Source organism: Undibacterium sp. Di26W (assembly GCF_049340265.1).
Classification (GTDB): Bacteria; Pseudomonadota; Gammaproteobacteria; order Burkholderiales; family Burkholderiaceae_D; genus Undibacterium.
In genome coordinates, this window is sequence record NZ_JBMPOR010000037.1 from 20967 (window position 1) to 40315 (window position 19349).

1 protein-coding gene (only partly in view) is annotated in these 19349 nt (G+C 49.6%); it reads left to right on the plus strand.

Features of this window, described 5'->3' with window-relative positions:
* Positions 1 to 19009, plus strand: the end of a protein-coding gene (locus tag ACO0LM_RS27290; RefSeq protein WP_423041876.1) for a tandem-95 repeat protein. Its footprint begins 20045 nt before the window's first position; only the last 19009 of its 39054 coding nucleotides appear in the window; the start codon falls outside the window, past its left edge; it ends in the stop codon at positions 19007 to 19009.
* The last annotated feature ends 340 nt before the right edge of the window (positions 19010 to 19349 follow it).

Genomic DNA, 19349 nt, shown 5'->3' on the forward strand with positions numbered 1-19349 from the left:
CAAACTGGGCCAATTGTGGGTCATGACTGGCAACGAGCTTTTGCTGCTTGACGCCCATAGTGGGTCAATAATTTCTCGTCAAACCGGCCCGGGTGGGCTGGCATTGACCCAGGCACTGGCCATCGACCCCAACAGCGATGCCATCTACGTGTCATCTGGCAATGGCATAGAAATCTTTAATCCCAAAGCCACGAATGGAAAAACCTGGACGCATTTCTCCAACACACGGGTGAATGACCTGGCCTTTGGTACTGATGGCCGCCTGTGGGGTGTGCGCTGGACCGGTGGCGACATCAACACCGCATTGCCAACCGCCACCACCGACATCATCAGCTTCCCGATGACTGGCAAAGAAATTGGCAGGGCACAGTTGGAATACCGCATGGCGGGCATCATCGACAGCATCAGCTTTGGGCAGGCAGGCTCGCCCCTGGCAGGCCTGTTGCTGGCGTCCAGCAGCCCGGCGCAACATCCGACAACAACGGATACAGCCACACCACACACCGCAGGCGTGTGGATGATAGAACTGGCCTCGCACCGCGTCTTGCAAGTCGCCAGCGGCGGCAGCAAAGGCGAAGCCATTGTGTCCACCAAAGATGGCCGCATCCTGGTAGCACAAACTGGGCATATCGATGAGATTTCACCGATCAAGCCACCCCACATCCTGGCCAGCACCATCCCCGATGGGGCCATGCTGCCTTTGCCATTGAACCAGGTGGCCATCAACTTTGATCAGGCCATGTGGACGGGGGCAAGCGGTGACGACGTCAGTGACAGCGCCAGCGTACTCAACACGCAGAACTACAGCTTTGTAGCAACTGGCACCAACAGCAGCCTCACTCTGCACCCCACAGCCGCCCGCTGGAATGCCGCAACACGTTCTGTCATCCTGACCCTGCCAGATTTACCGGCAGGTGGCTGGGTACTGCAAATTGCCAATACTCTGCGTAGCGCCAACCAGGTACCGCTGGAAACCGGTTACATCAGCAACTTCACCACGCTGATGAACTTTAGCAGCAATGTCAAACTCAGCTTCAACAACACCCGCGCCAACCATGCCACAGGTGAAATCAGCTATGACATCAGCATCACCAATATCGGTCTGGACGATCTGCATGCACCCATCACTTTGCTGATTGACCCCGGCCAATACTTCGGTGGCGCAGTCAACAACGCCACCCTGGGCACAGGCCAGCAAGCCGGCCTCTGGAAAATCGACCTCAGCGCTGCCATGGCAGCCAACGGCAATGAAATCAAGGCAGGCCAGACCCTGGCAAATCAGACAGTGACAGTCAAGCCAATGGCTGGTCTGGTCAGTACCGATGCATCTACCGGGCAAATTGTGAAATTTGATGCGGCGCATAATGTGTATGCGTTGCCGTATGCGAATACGCCGCCGACACTTTCGATTGTGAGTAATTCAGTCGCTCCGATTGACGTCGTTCCGATGACTGGATTGCTTGCGAGTCTACATCTTGCTGATAAGGATGCATTAATCGCGTATTTGAATAATGCAGATACTTCAAACGTTTTTAGTAAGGCAGATTTACTAAACGTATTGGGATTGCCTGTGGACATGCCAGATGCAGATGCATCGACACTGTTCTCATTCTGGGAAGTATATGACTTGAATGATTTGGGAATTATACCCGCTGCAACACCGGGCACACCATGGACAACTAGCATCGCTGCTGACGACATGGATGGTGCTCAGTTCTTTTGGGAACTCGTACAGGGTCCGGCCGGAATGATTCTGACTCCAGATGCGGCAGTCAGTAATACAGCATCAGGCCACCGTAATACCGCTACTTTACAATGGACTCCAACTGTCCGCGATCTGGCGAATACAAAAGTAACTATCCGCGTTCAGGATTCTCGCGGCGGTGTGGCCTTACGTCAGTTCAACATACCTGTTTTGGATGGAAATTTTGCACCTGTTATTAATAAAATGGAAAATCTGACTTTAAAGGAAGGCCAATCGTTGGCTGTCCTTGTGAAAGTCTCTGACGCCAATGGTGATCCGTTGACGGTCACGTTGCGCAATTTACCGGCAGGTGCAAGTTACAACGCTGCAACCGGTATCTTGAACTGGACGCCAAGCTACGATCAGGCAGGTGACTACAATAACATCAGTCTTGTTGTTACGGATGGCAAAGCAACGATAGTTAACAGCTTTAATATTCACGTTGATCAAGGTTATGCGTCACCAGTTCTGAACCTTATGACAGAGCAGCAATTAAGGGAAGGCGATAATTTTGCTCTGCAACTTTCCGGTCTGATTCCTGGTGCAACCAGACGCGCAGGCGACGCCGTCGATACATATCATCAGGCAGATGGAACAGTCGTTAAGCTTAGTTATGATGCCCCATGGTTGCCGGCGGGGGCCATATTAAATTCAGAAACTGGTTGGTTGTCGTGGACTCCTGGTTACGACCAGCATGGCAAACTCAGTGTACCAATTACTTTGACCGCGACTTATATAAGCGCAGATGGTGATGAATTACAAACGACAGAAGTGACACAAACATTTGCGTTTAATGTATTGAATGCCAATGGTGGACCGCAATTTGCTTCTGTTGAAACCTGGCATGTTCTTGAAGGACAGCCCTTGCAAGTCAGTGTGTTTGCATATGACCCAGATAATCCCGAGTTTAAGCCAAAAATTCGCCTATTACCTCAATCGCCAGCAGGTGATGGGGTAGGGACATCCAGTGTCCACTATGTAGTGACCGGCTTACCACAAGGTGCCACTTTTGATGAAGACACACTGGAAATCAACTGGACACCTGGTTTCACGCAAGCGGGCACCTACCAGATCACAGTGACTGCAACAGATGATGGCGACGGTACTGGCGTACCTGCATCCAGTCAAATCACCATCCCCATTACAGTAGAAGACAGTTTCAGTGCTCCTGTATTCGGTAGCATTAGCAATGCATCTGTCGCTGAAGGCAGCAGCATCGATATACCTATCACCGCGACGGACCCTAACGGACAACCAGTTACATTGACAGTGACAGGCTTGCCACGTTTCGCGACCTTTACACAAACGGGATCAGGAAGTAACGCAAAAGCTACATTGCATTTTGCACCTGGTGCCAACAACCGAGGTGACTACCAGATAATTGTCACCGCACAAAATGACGGTGGCGGTGATCCAACAAAAGCACTCTCTGTGTCTAGTAGTTTTGTCCTGTCCGCCACCAGCCTGACCGAACCCCCAGTCGTCAGCGTCGCCCCACGCTCCGTTGCCGTCGTCGGCCAGGAACTGCGCATCCCCATCAGCGTCACCGACCCTGATCAAGATGCTTTAAGCTTCGCCGCCCAGGGCTTGCCAGACGGTGCACAGATTGTGCGTGATCCGCAATACGGTCAGGCCTGGCTGGTATGGACACCCACTGCAGCCCAGTTGGGTGGACACGACATTAGCCTTGAAGTCAGCGACAGTGGCTTGCCTCCTTCGAATTCTGGCGTCATTCTGCCAGAAGACTTTGTGGCCCAACCCAATACCGTCATCACTGATTTACGCATTGTTGTGCGTGCGTCCAACAGCACGCCAGAAGTCTTGAACGTCCAGGCCAGCGGCGGACAACTGGTTTCTACCAGCACCACGGCCAGCGTCGTCAACGCCAGCGAAGGCGTGCCTTTGTCTGTCACGGTACTGGTGCGTGATACTGACTTTGATGCCATCAACTGGGCCGTCAAAGGCATGCCAGACGGCATGACTATGCAAACATCCACCGGCAGCGATGGCCAGACCCGAGCCACCTTCAGTTGGACACCCAGCATGCTGGCTGCACAAAGTTCTTCTGCTGCTGACCCGGCAGGTGTGTACCATCTGAACCTGCGCGCCACCGATGGTGCTGCTTATGCCGATCACCTGATCGAGATTCATGTTGCCAACGTCAACCAGGCCCCATTGGTCATGCAAACGCCATTGCAACTGGTAAGAGAAGGGGATACGTTGGGCTTTAGCCTGCATGATGTTGACCCGGATGGGGATATCACCAGTGTGAGCTTGTTGCGCGATCAGGACACACCCGCAGGTGTGAAGTTTGATGCCCAAAGTCGTTATTTTGAATGGACGCCAGACGCCGATACCGTCAATAACCTGCATGCAAAAGATGGAATATTTACTTTCCGCTTTGTTGCTACTGACGGCAAAGCTACTACCATCTCTACCGTACAAGTGCGTGTGCTGGACGTAAACCGTGCGCCAGAAATTCAAGTCAGCAATCACGCTGTCGTTGTCGGACAAAGCTTCAGCTTGCCTGTGGTTAAGGGCGGTAGTCTGACACAAGCAACTGATGGCCTGCGTGTTGTTGACGCTGATGGTGAAGCACAAACCCAGGCACTGAGCATTGCATTTGATAATTTGCCGCAAGGTGCCACTTATGATGCCGTCAACGGCAAACTCAACTGGACACCTGGCCCTGCACAGCTTGGCGATGTGAACATCAAAGCCCGCATCTTTGATGGTACGCAAATTGCGACGCAAGTATTTACCTTGCGCGTTGTCGCAGACGCTGATGCTAACCAACCGGCAATTCTGGTTGATCTGACGCCATCTACGCCGGTTCTGCCAGGTCAGACCGTATTGGCGACAGTACGTGCCAGTGCCTACAGTAGCATCAAAGACATCCATACCCGCATGCGTGTCATTAACAGTGACAGCAGTGTTGGTAACTGGACCAGTGTTAATCTTGATGCGACAGGTCGTATCAAACTTAATCCGGCGCAGCCTGGTCTGCTGGAACTGGAAGTCACAGCCAGTGATGTAGATGGTTTCAGCAACATAACCACCCAAACCATACGCGTGCGTGATCCACAAGACAACACTGCCCCGATACTGAACTGGGGTGGAGCGCTGACCAGCAGCGATGCGACTACTGCACCACTGAGCATCAGCAACGCCAGCCTGATACAGGCTACGCTCAATGAAGTCCAACTGATGGGCTGGAAGCTGCAGATTGCTCCTGCAAACGGTGGTGATGCTAACAGCACCAGCACCTGGACCACCCTCAACAGCGTCACCACAAACGCCAGCCACAGCACAGGCCAGCTTGACCTGACCTCCCTGGACCCGGCACAGTTTGCTAATGGCGTCTACCGCCTGCGCTTGACAGCATGGGACCTGGCTGGCCGCACCAGTGAAATCAGCAGCCGCGTCATCATAGATAGCGCCAACAAGAACCTAAGTCAGTCCAGCAGCAACGACGCCAGCTTCAAGCTGGGTCAACACAGCTTTGCGCTTAACCGGGATCTTGCTAATTTGAGCGGAAGTACACAAAACGCTTCCTCCAATTTGGGTAATTGGGACCTGAGTCTATTCAATACTCACATCAGTACAGATCAGCCAAGCACTGATGTCCTCGGAGCTACTGCGCCATGGCAGATCGGGGCACGCATATGGTTGCAAGTACCTTCTAGTGTGAATAGTCCGGACGCTGTTAGTCGGTCCTTGAGTTTTAAACTTGGCACTAGCGTTGAAGCACTTGGTAGTTCCCATGGTGCACCTGATGTCGTGCGTCCGTTATTCTCTCAGGATCAAGGCTGGACGTTACAAGCAACCAGTTTAAACTCCCAAAATGGGTTGAATGCCTTACCACAGGCATTGCAACTGCAAGGTAATCATCTATATGATCAAACCACAGGTTTGCCATGGCAGGCCGAGGCGTATACACTCACTGGCCCTGACGGAACTCGTTATCAGCTTGACGTCATGGGCAAGATCACCAGCATACAATTTACGGACGGTCAGCAATGGCAGGTTAGCGATAACAGTGTCGCTCTTGTCGGCGCAGATGTTAACGCTCGTGTGACGTTCCTGCGTAATGATAAAGGACAAATCATCCAGGTCAGTGGGCCGTCGGATCAGGGAAATACCGCTAACGGCATAGCAATAGCCTACCGCTACGACAACGCGGGGCGACTCATGCTGACGCGCCAATTGGGAAGCAACGATACTGGAATTCAGATTGGCTATCATGCTGATGGTAATTTAATACAAGATCATATTACGGCAAATCTTGGTGTCCCCGTAAATTGGGTAAACAGCAGCAACAATGCTCAAAATGCAGACGCTAATAGCTGGAACGGTAATCTAAATCCAGGTCAGCCAGTTAATCTTAGTTTTACTGTCAGAGATAGCGAACTTGCTTCTACCGTCAAGAGTCCCGGTGCTGCCGGGCGCCTGATTATTGCGGTAGAAACCCAGGGCGACGATGTGCAATTGAATGCATCGGGTGCTCAAATTTTGGGAAGTAGCCAAATTGGTAGTCATCACCTGACTTTGTTGTCAATCACAGAAGCAGGTATGAAACTGTTGACGGTCAGCGGTAGTGGTAGCGCCGTTGTGCGCATCAATATCGCCGGCGACTTGAATCGTGATGGGAATGTAGACGGCCTCGACAGCGCATTATTCGCACAGGCAACCGTTACTGGCAGCACAAATACAGTGGTGGCAGATATCAATGGCGATGGTCAAATTACTCAGGCCGATCGCCAGATTCTGGCTACCATGTTTGGATTGAAGGTCAATCGGGCACCCACTGTAACTGATAAAGCAGCAACTATATTTCCTACGCATGTTGGTTTACCCGCAACAATCAGTTTGGCAAATATTGCTCACGATTTGGAGGGAGATCAAATTGCGTGGCGTATTATTGGTGCCACCAACGGGACGGCAAGTGTTAATGCTGATGGCCAGACAATTACTTTTCTCCCTTCGCCCGGTTATGCCGGACCGGCAAACGTTATCGTGCAAGCTGATGATGGTTTTTCTGTCAGTTCTCCAATCGTCGTTAACGTAAATGTAAGTGCGGCACCTTTACGCAGCATACATGTAACCCGCCTGCCTGCCATAATGCTGGGAAGTGCAGATAAACTCCAAATTACTGGTGACTTCGCTGATCAGGCTGACGTTGTCTTGAGTGCAGATTATGTTACCTTGCAATCCTCGGACACCAACGTCATTGACATTGATGCAGAAGGTTTCCTGCATGCTAAAAATATTGGTACTTCGGTTATCACCGTTTCTGTCGGAGATATTTCGACCAAAAATGTAATCAAATCAAGTAGCAATCCGACCGCTCCTGATTTGGACCGATTTGGCAACGAGATGAACATTTATCCAACCTCAATAGACCTGCCATCAGGAATAGGGCAGCGCCAAATTGATGTACATTTACTGGCCGGAAGTTTATTAGGTACCGACATCAGGTTCGCCACATCCGGTACGAAATATTTCATTAGTAATTCTGATGTGGCCGACATTTCACCTGATGGCCTGATCACAGCAAAGGTGGGGGGCACCGCTACAATTACGGTGGTCAATAACGGGTTGCAAGGTACACTTCAGCTACGTGTGCGTGCAGCAAATGTCGGACCAACTGTAGCGACAGTAAATCATGGTGTGGTAAGTCGTGATACTGACGGAAATACCCTGATGATCGGCGTTAATGCGCTTACGAGAGACACTGTCGCATCGATCAAGACCTTGAAGCTGAGTGATGTAGATATGCCGTTCCCAGCGAGTGACAAGCTCAATGCATTGGGGGCAGTTACCGTCGATTTAGCTGGCGCCACGTCTAGTTTGCCTATCCAGTTAGCCATAAAAGTGAATGGCCCAATTGATCCACAAACGGGTAAACCGACTACGCTGGCAGTTGGTACGCAAGTTATGTTCTGGCAAGAAGGAACAATCAACGACGCCGACGGAGTTAGCCATAAAACGTGGTGGTTGATGGACGACGGTGTGATTGGCAGTGATGGCCTCGCTCATACTGCCAGTCAACCTTACGTAGGTGTTACCGCTAGCGGTAATATATTGGTAACTGGCAAGGCTGTTGTTGACCCCAATACAGGTGCGCAACGCATGCCTGCTGCCCTCGTTGACTACAACGCAATCTGGGCGCAATTATCGCTCTGTGCAATGGTGCCTACAGCTGTCATGGCCTATGCTGCACTCGATCTGTTTTCTTCTTCTAAGGTAACAGCTATAAAGTACACCCTTGAAGGCTCTTACCAATTTGAAATGCCGGACAAAGCTTTCCTGCCGAATTCGAAGGTAACTTATCCAGTGCCACCGAAATTACCGCCTACAAAGCCAGCGATACAAAATGTAGACTTCAATCCTAACACTCGCTTGTTAACGGTGAGTGGTGTGAATTTTATCCCCCCATCGCAATCGGGGGAGAATTTCAAATTGAAACTTTGGCTAGTTCCAATCGGCGATCAATTGGACAAACCTGGCCGTACTGGCGATGCACCGGTTAATGGTTTAATTTGGCAAGCATTTGACGTTAGACTTCAATCGAATGGCTCGGTCCAGATAACGCTACCGCCTGGCGTTGCGTTGTCGCAGCATGATCTTTATATCGAACGTTCACCACGCGGCAGCTTACCCCCAGGATGGTATGACACACTAGATATTTTGCAAGGTCCCGACAAGCTAGGCGTAATTTTTGCGCCTACAAAGGGAGAAAATTTTAATGGCAATCGGTTGACTTTTGATGAGGCGCAATCTGCGTTAGAAACAGCAAAACAAATGTGGATCAATGCAGGTGTTTCTGAAGATACATTCAAAAATGTCGGTATTGAAATTAAAGACTTTGATGCCAATGAACTTGGCGCGACAAATGGCATTAAAATCAAAATTTCAGCAACTGGTGCAGGTTGGGGATGGAACGTTAATACTGATAATAGCAACTATCAAAATAGCCTAACTTTAAGTAGTTTTTCTGCCGTTCCAGGAAGTGGTGCGGACGGAAGAATTGATTTGCTGACGACCTTACTTCAGCAACTAGGCTCCATTGCCTACGTTGCCGGCGACAATAGCGATCAAGATGTCATGAACCAGGAGTTAGCAACAGGTATTCGACGTTTCCCTGGTGCCACAGATATTCCAGACTCTGAAAAACAACAAAAACCAGGTAAGCCTCTTTCTGATTCGGCGGCGCGTGATGTAATTGCCAATGAAAAAGTTTTTGAAGCACCCTCTTATAGTAAATTGGTCAGTGCTGCACCGACAACGGCATCGAAAGATGTTCTCGTTACAACTAAGAGTGGCATCGAAATTTATCAGCCTTCAACGGTCTTTGTTCCCGGCTCAACTCCGTTACCAGATTTTCTTTTCGAAGTTAAAGTAGATAACCTCGGTAAGCCCCTTGAATTAACAGGTACTTATACACACCAAATTGTATTTGCAGATGATAGTACTTTGGCGTTTATTGCGGGCAAGGGGGGCAAGATCTATGTGCTCGACACGGTAACCCAGGATATCGTCGCAACCTATGTCGTTAAAGGCAGCATTGCCCCGATTACTAGCTTAGCCGTGAATGACGGTTGGCTCTATGTTGCGGAGGGCAGTGACCATGGTGACAGCGGCGGCGCATTGATACGTATCAATATTGATTCCTCAGGGGCCGAATTCTTAAAAACGCAGCAAACATTAACGCTGCCAGGGGTGATCGCGCATCAGGGGTATCTTGATATTGCTATTAATAACGGGCGATACCTTGCAGTTACAGTTCCGACTGCCCCTATCCCGATTATTAATTATCCTTTGCCAACACCAGGCAATATAGTCGTAATAGATCTTCATGGCGTTACCAATAAGAGAAAAATAGATCCGAAGAATATCGACATCATGCGCATGTCTGATTACCCCGGTTCTAATTTAGGAAAAGCCCCGCAATATATAACCAGCGGTGAAAAAATTGGGCAATTTTTTGTTTCCAATGCAAAAGATTACATCCGTGGGACAGCTGGGATTACATTTGCCACTGATCCAGTAACGGGCAATTTGAAGAAGAAATCGAATGTCTTTGTTACTGAATTGACTCCCAAACTTTCGGATCGCGATTGGTTAATGCGCAAAGATCAGCAAGACATACTGCGTGCTGCCGGGACCGTTCTTCTCAGTTATAAAGGAATAACGTATGCATTGGTCGCTGATTATAATTTCATTTTTAATGATGCTAACTTCCCCCTCAATCAAGGTTTGGGAAAACAAATCGGCGGTAAAATCGGCGTCATTCAAGATCCGTTTGGTGTGAACGGTGCCCCTGTCTTCTTGGGTGCGACCACACCAATCCCGGGGGTGGCACTTAATCAAATGACCTTGGATCAAAGTGGCATGTTATACGTCACAGCGGTGGTGAACGACTCATCCGGTAGATACACCGGGGGTGAACATACCAGTATTATGTATAACTCCATGTTCGTATGGAATGCGACTCAACTTGTACAGGCGGCGTTAGACGCACAGGACGCAGGCCGGAAATTATCTATTCCAATTGATCGCCTTTCGGTAACAGGTGAACAAATCGAAGCAGTAAAACCTGCCCGCTATGACAGCGCCTATAACGGCAAGTCATTCGGCTTTATTTATGACGTAGCATCTTTCTCAGACGCAAAAGTACCGTCTTTGTCATTGCAGAATGTGCCATATCTAAAGGTGCTGGCACCAAGTATGTTCGATGAAGCCATTAGCTTGGCAGAAAAAGCAAAAGAACCTATCGCTGAGCAAAATCAACCAGATATCAATACACCGATAGTTAAAGATACATCTAACGGAACTTGGAACACATTGCTGATACGTTTAGGAGCGCAAACTTCATATTACGGAAATGGTCTTATCTGGGCCTACAGATCCCTACAGGGAAGAAGTACCGAAGGGTATGACGAAAAAATGCAGGCTGCAAAAAATGTGCTTGATAGCGTTGATTACAACACAAAGACAGGCACAACTGCGGAAAGAGCCTTGGCAAGTGTTGGCAAAGGCGTGGAAGCATGGATTTCTGGTTACATGGCTTTTGGCGCTGGAACAATGGGCGTGGCAGCCAGGGTTGTAGCAGCCGGGGAAAGTTCATTGTTTGGTACTCAACCGACATTGCCCGCCATGACCGATACCGAGAAAATGATAGATGACGAGACCCCTTGGTACGAAATAGTCGGGCACCTTGGAAAGGTTATGATCGAATCAAATCCTTTGTTAGTGGCAGGGACCACCGCTTATTACGTAAATGAAGCAAAAATGAGGGGGAACTCTATCGATGCGCAAGCACAGTTCATTGAAGGTCTTATTGCCTATAAAGCCGTTGGCGGCTCGTTGGGTATTGGTACAAAGTTCAGCAAAATGATGAAGGAAAAAGAACTTTTACGTATAGACAAAGAGATGAGTAAAAACGCGCAGCAATTGAAGCGCGGCGTGTTTGATGAATCTGTCACCCGTGATATTAAAGAGGCTGAAACCGGCAAGGATTATATAGTCGAATCTGCCAAGAGAGATGCAGAAGGTAAGCTTGTTGAATCGACTAAAGAGCCAAGGATAGTCGAAGAAAAAGCCTTTGCCGAAGCCTGCGATCAGGTTGGACACATCAATGAAAAAGGTGAGTGGGTATACAAAGCCTGCTTCGTGGCAGGAACGTTGGTGCATACCCAAAAAGGTTTGACACCAATTGAAAAAATTCGCATTGGTGATTTCGTAATGTCGCAATCTGAATTTGAAGGTGAACGCGCTTATAGAAGAGTATTGACGACATTCACATATGAAGAAAAAGAAGTCTATTTGGTTCAGTTTGCCAAGACTGAGAATCGTCATATGGACTTCGTTATTGCAACAGCAGATCACCCATTTTGGATTAATGGAAAAGGCTGGGTCGCAGCAGAATCTTTGCACCCTGGCTTGCAATTGGAACTAGTTGATGGTTCTGAGGCGATCTTGCTAAGTTCAAGTAAAGTTCATTACACACAATTTCCTGATATTGTTTCAGCAAAAGATAATCTCAGTGGCGAAAATCTCCTTATTGATTTGGGTAATGACAATATGAAACTTTTAAACTCCAGTGCTAACAATGAAATTGCACCTGCAATTGGTGGAGTTTTCAAGTCACGAGTCTATAACTTCACAGTAGAAGGTTTTCACACGTATTACGTTGGTGAGGCAGGCGTCTGGGTCCACAATGAGTGTGAGACAGAAACCAGCGGAAATGCTTCGTCACCTCGCGAAAAAGCGCTGGATGAAGCGTTTAATAATGCTGAAAGTGCAGGGCCGGAAAGTGCAGGGCCGGAAAGTGCAGGGCCGGAAAGTGCAGGGCCGGATCTCGCATGTTTTGATGAAGGTACGTTCGTCTGGACAAAATATGGGCTAGTTGAAATTCAATTCCTTGAGCCAGGCATCGAGGTTTTGTCACGTGACGAAAAAACTGGGGAAATAGCATATCGTAAAATTCTAAATTTCTTCGAGCATTTCGAAAAACGCATTTGGGACGTGGTAATCAAGAACCAAAACGAAGAAGTGGAATTCATTTATGCTACAGAAGAACATCCATTTTGGGTCGAGGGAATAGGCTGGGTAACAGTTAGTGATCTCCAACTAGGGCAAAGACTTAAATTGGCTACAGGCTCATGTGCCACTGTCATTGAATTGAAAAAAACCGAAAGAAAAACGACCGTTTACAACTTGGAAGTTGAGGACTTTCACACCTATTTTGTTGGCTTGTTTGGTACATGGGTACATAACAAGGGGCCGACTGAGTTGGTAAAATTTCCAGTCAGAGATCCTAACGGAACTGTCGTTCCAAATGATTTTGTGCCTGACCCAAAAAAATATGAGCATTTACCTAAAGAATTTCTTTCAAAAACAGGTGAAAAAGAGCTTGGCGATGCTAAGGCGAAGCGCGGTATAGAAGTCATTTACTTGAATGATAAAAATCCAAATTCGTATTTGGGTTTGGAGTATCCGAGTCCGAACGTTCCAGGACAAACTAACAGGGGAAGACCTGACGTTTTAGAAAACTCAAGAACGAATGATTACTACACGCCACTAGGTGGAGATAAGATACGTCCTGATGGCACTATCAAAACCTTGCTGAGTTCAATCCTAGAGACAATCGAAGGCAAAACGGTTAAGCAATCTTCATCAATAAGTGTAAATCTTTTGCATACCTTGGTGCCTATTGAGGCATCTGAAATTGTAGGTGCCCTTAAAGACAATCCGATCAAAGGATTGGGAGAATTATACATTCTTGATGCCAAAAATGATCTCTGGGTTTATAGACCAGAACAAACTGCGTTCAATAAGCCAGTTTATGGGCAAGTTATTGACGCGAAAGGGACTACCTCTCAACCTATGCAAACCCAGCCATCGACTGGTAAAGGATTTAACCAAATTGTTGGCCTGCAAGGTACTGTAAATACTAACCAATCGATAGATTCAAATGATATCGCCAGTCAGCTAAGTAACGCTAAGCTTTATTGGTCAGTTGCTGGTGTTCGTGCGGAATTTTTAACAAATTTGTCTGTTAACTTAGGTCAATTGCCAGACCGTGTCGCCGCACAAGCAGTTGGAAATACAATCACGTTATCCAGCAATGCCGCTGGCTGGGGTTGGTACATCGATCCTAATCCGTCTGGCAATGCTGACTTCACAGCAAGCAATGTTGCCAATGAATTCGTGGCCAATGCAGGCAGCCCAGCCGAAGGCAAGCTTGATCTACTGACCGTCATGATCCATGAATTGGGTCACGTCCTTGGCCTGGGTGACACCAGCGATGAAACAGAAGCCATGGACGGTATCATTGCCCCTGGCATGCGTCGCCTGCCAAGTGCTAGCGATATCGCCAAAGTACAGGCACTGTTAGCTGCCAATCCATCCGGCAATGCGAACAGCACGTCTGTTGTGTGGCGGACTATGACCAATCCAGCACCGGTAAGCACTATCGCTCAATTTAAACCGACCTCGGCAACAGCCGGGTTCAGTAGCAACCTGACTACTGGCTGGCAAACCGCCGGCAATGTCACCACCACCCCACAAGGCAGCGTAACCCTGGGCGAAAGCACATCCGCCAACGCCCACCTGTCCCAAGCCTTCATGCTCAACCCTGGTGACAGATATCTGTCCTTCACGATCAGCAGCCAAGACTTGCAAAGCAACGGTTTGATTGGTGATGATGAAGCTGGTCCTAAAGACGCCTTTGAGGTTGCCTTGTTGAACGCCAATACTGGTGCAGCCCTGGTTGGCACTGATGGTTTAAGCCATAGCGATGCCTTGTTCAACATCCAGACCGATGGCACAGAACACCTGGCCCAGACTGTACGCAAAGTCATACACCCAGATGGCAGTGCCACGTACTACATCGACCTGCAACAAGGTATGAACAATGGTGCCACCATTGCGGCCACACCTGCCTTGCTGTCCTTTGACTTGCTTGGTTTTGGTGCTGGCAACAGCCATGTCAGCCTGCGTGACATCCAACTCATCAGCAAACCGGTTGCGTTTGATGACAGCATCAGCACCAATGAAGACCAGGCCGTTGTTCTCAACCCGTTGAGCAATGACTTGTTCGGCATACCCGCTGCTGTACCACAACTGGAAATCACAACCCAGCCAGCACATGGCAGCCTGGTCGTCAATGCCGATGGCACTATCAGCTACATGCCGTCAGCCCTGTACTATGGTGAAGATAGCTTCCAGTATCGCTATACTGTGGTTGGTGTCGCTATTGACAATGCAGGGGCAGGGGCCGGATCGGGGGCAACTGACAACGCAGCCAATACCAGCAACATCGCCACTGTTCATCTGACTATCAACCACGTCAACCATGCACCAATCGTGGTTTCTGGCAATCTTGATGCCAGTGTCACTGCAGGCAAATTCTATAGCTTTGATCCACTGCTGGCACCAGCCGCAAGCGATGTGGATCACGACAGCATCAGCGCCGTCATCGACACCCAGCCTGCCCACGGCAACCTGGTCATCAATGCCGATGGCACCTGGACATACACCGCCAACAGCACTTACAGCGGCGAAGACAGCCTGGTTTATCACATCAATGATGGCATTGCCAATTCAGCCAGCGTGACGGTGCACTTCCATGTCCAGCCAGCCAATACCGCACCGGTGGCCAACAACGCCAGCCTGCAACTGCAAGAAGACGGCAACATCACCATCCGTCTTGCTGACTATGGCACAGATGCACAGCACGACACACTCAGTGTACGCATCAGCGCCCAGCCAAGCCATGGCAGCCTCACCGCCAATGCAGATGGCAGCTACACCTATGTACCTAACCCACTGTTTCACGGTGACGACAGCCTGCGCTTCATCCTCAACGATGGCCAGCTTGATTCACAAGAAGCCACCATTAGCCTTCATGTAGCACACGTCAACCATGCGACGGTGGTCAACAACAGCAACGTCAGTCTGGCAGAAGACACAACAGCCGTATTGAACCTGTTGAATACTGCAACCGATGTGGATGGCGATGCATTGACAGTGCGTATCACCACGCAACCAGCACATGGTACAGTGACGAAAAACGCGGACGGTACATGGACTTACACCCCAGCCGCTAACTACAACGGCAGTGACACATTCAGCTATGTTGTAAATGACGGTGCAGTTGATTCTAATATTGCCACAGTCAGCCTGACCGTAACAGCTGTCAATGACGCTCCGACACTGAGCAATCAAAGTGTCAGCCTGCTTGAAGACAATACTGTCAAGCTAAATCTGCTGTCCACAGCCAGCGACGTTGATGGTGATGCGTTGACGATCCGTATTGCCACCCAACCAACTCACGGCACAATCGTGAAGAACGCGGATGGCACCTGGACTTACACGCCAACAGCCAACTACAACGGAGGTGATAGTTTTGCCTACGTGGTCAATGACGGTACCGTTGATTCTAATATTGCCACCGTCAACCTGAACGTAACCGCAGTGAACGATGCACCAGTATTAGCAAATCAGTCTCGTACGTTGGCAGAAGACACAACTGCGGTATTGAACTTGTTGAATGCGGCAACAGATGTGGATGGCGATTTGTTGACAGTGCGTATCACGACCCAGCCAGCACATGGCACGGTTGCGAAGAACGCGGACGGCACGTGGACCTACATACCAGCCGTCAATTACAACGGCAGTGACACGTTCAGCTACGTCGTCAATGACGCCACGGTGGATTCCAATATTGCTACTGTCAGCCTCAACATCACTGCGGTGAACGATGCTCCAATACTGGCAAGTCAATCCCGCACATTGGCAGAGGACAGCGCAGCAGTTTTGAACCTGCTGTCCACAGCCAATGATGTTGACGGTGATGTATTGACAGTACGTATCACTGCCCAACCAGCACACGGTACGGTAGCGATGAACGCTGACGGCACCTGGACTTACACACCTACCACCAACTACAACGGCAGTGATACATTCAGCTATGTCGTCAATGATGGTACTGTGGATTCCAACACCGCCACGGTCAGCCTGACGGTAACAGCCGTCAACGATGCGCCGACACTGAGCAATCAAAGTGTCAGTCTGCTGGAAGACAATGCTACCAAACTCAATTTGCTGACCGCAGCCAGCGACGTTGATGGCGATGTATTGACAGTACGTGTCACGACCCAGCCCGCACATGGCACAGTCGTGAAAAATACTGACGGTACCTGGACTTACACACCTGCCGCCAACTACAACGGCAGCGACAGTTTCGCCTATGTTGTCAATGACGGCACAGTTGATTCCAATACTGCTACAGTCAGTATCAACGTTGTTCCCGTCAACGATGCCCCTGTCCTGACAGGACAAAGCATCAGCCTCAACAGCGGCAGCAGCAAGATACTGAACCTGTTAGCCAACGCCACAGATGTTGATACAGGCGATGTCCTTAGTGTTCGTATCACCACCCAGCCAGCCCATGGCACGGTTGTGAAGAATCCAGACAATACCTGGACCTACACCCCCGTTGCCAATTACAGTGGCACAGACAGTTTTGCCTACGTTGTCAATGACGGTACCGTTGATTCCAATATCGCCACCGTCAGCATCAACGTTAACCCTGTCACGCAGGCAGGCATCAATGCCGATCTGGGCATAGCCGGCAAATTCAACGTCTTCGCCTTCAATGATTTCACTGGCACAGAAAGTGATGTGCAGGGTGCGGTTGCTGTCGGCCATAACTTCAACGTCAGCAACTACAGCGTCAATGATGTCAACCTGCCTTACAACGGCCTGTCCCTCATCGTTGGCAATGACCTGACAGACCACAATGGCGGCATCAACGGCACGGCCTCTTATGGTCATGCCCAAGACACCTATGGCCAAAGGGTTGATGACCAGTTCATCCATGCTGCACCACCGTTCTCGTTTGCGGATACCCAGGCCCAACTGACCACCCTCAGCACCAAGCTGGCCAGTACCCCAGCAACTGGTGCCGTGGTATTGCAATACGGCGGCCTGACCTTTACTGGTGATGGTCATTCTGCTGTACAAATCTTCACCGTCAGCGGTGCCGACTTTGCCAGCGCTGGTTACACCCATCTGGACAACATCCAGCCGGGCCAAAGCATCATCGTCAACGTTGTTGGTGATTCTGGCTTTGATGGTGGTGTCACTGACGCCTTTGATGGTTACAACACCCTGTTCAATTTCAGCACCGCCCAACAGCTAAGCATCAATACCGGCGTGTATGGCAACATCCTGGCTCCGCATGCCAGCATCAATGGTGGCTCTGGCGTGGTAAACGGCAACGTCATCGTCAACAACTGGAACTCTGGTGTGCAAATCAATGCCTACCACTTCTTCACCCCAGTCACTGTAGACAATGGCGGTACACCTGTACAGGTCAACCACGCCCCCGTGGTCAGTAATCAAAGCATCACCCTCGACAACGTCGGTAGCTTCATCATTAATCCTCTGGCCACAGCGACCGATGCGGACAACGACAGCCTGACCAGCAAACTCATCAGCACCGCCAGCCATGGTACTGTCACCCTCAATACCGATGGCAGCTTTACCTACAAAGCCGCCACAGGCTATGTCGGTAATGACAGCTTCAGCTACCTAGTCAACGATGGCAAGGCAGATTCCAATCTGGCCACCGTCAACCTGACCGTGACGGCCGTTGCCCCACCAGCATTGACCAGTGCTAATCTGGGTCTGGCAGCGCAGTTTGGTGCCTTTGTATTCAATGACTTTAATTCCAGCGCAGGTGAAGTTGCTGGTGCCGTGGCGGTAGGACATAACTTTGCCGTATCCGCCTACAGCATAGACACTACCCAGAAAAACTATCAGGGCTTGTCCCTGGTCGTGGGTAATCAGCTGGATTTCCATGGTGGTTCCTTCCACGGGCAAGCCACCTATGGCAACACGCAAAACACCAACAACCTGCCAGATTCAGACCACATCGTGCATGCCGCGCCACCATTCAGTTTTGCAGACACCCAGACGCAACTGACCGACCTCTCCACCGGCCTGGCAGCACTGCCTGCCAATGGCAGCAGCACAGTACAGTACGGTGGCATGACTTTCCAAGGGGATGGCACTAACGCGGCCCAAATTTTCAACGTCAACGGCACTGATTTGATGGATGTGTCGTATGCCAACTTCATCAACCTCACACCAGGCCAAACCATCATCATCAATGTCAGCGGTGACAGCGGCGGTATGCAAGGTGGCATGCCAGATGGCTTCAGAAACTACAATACCCTGTTCAACTTCAGTACAGCACAACAACTGACGTTTAACTATGTATCCCTCAACGCCAGCATTTTGGCGCCACGGGCAACAGTGCAAGGGGGCAGTGGGGTGATCGATGGCAATGTCATCGTCAACAACTGGAACAGCAGCATCTACATCGCCAACAACCGCAGCTTCCAGGCGGCTGGCTTGCCAGTTCAGGCAGCACCATCAGCACGATTCAGTGCCATGGCCAGGTCAGTGGCAGCAGCCAACCCCTATGCGACCGTCATCAGCCAGGCGACACCGGCTGATACCACAGGCAACAGCACGATAACGGCAACGAACTTGCAAGCAGTATCAAGCAGCAGTGCGATTCAGATACCGGCAGGGGTGATGTCGGGTAATGCAGCCAGCACCAGTGACACCACGATCCCAGATGAGGACAGTGATAGGGCGATGGCGGCTTTGTTGGCGGGATTGGGGGCGACATTGGATAGTGCTTTGTTGGCGCAGATGGATAAGAGCTTACAAACAAGAAATTGAATGAGAAAGTAGCAAGGAAGTTTGTCCAAACAAATTTCCTTTTGTCTTTGTTACTGAGTTCCTGATACGTTTTCATATGCTATTTAAGAAATAGCCAGGACTTTTGATTGCTATAATTAAGGTATTATTATTGTAATTGCAACGTGGATGGCTTTAGATTGATATTATTTTAACGAACCAATTTGGTTAGTTTGCAAATATGAAAATTAGAGATATGAGCTTCCCTCGGTAATTAGTTCACCATCAGGTGACTGTCATGCAGCCAGATTCTCTTGATTTTGTTTCTTCATCCAGTCTTCCAGATATTGAACCGGCGAGCGATAACCTAATGTTGAGTGCT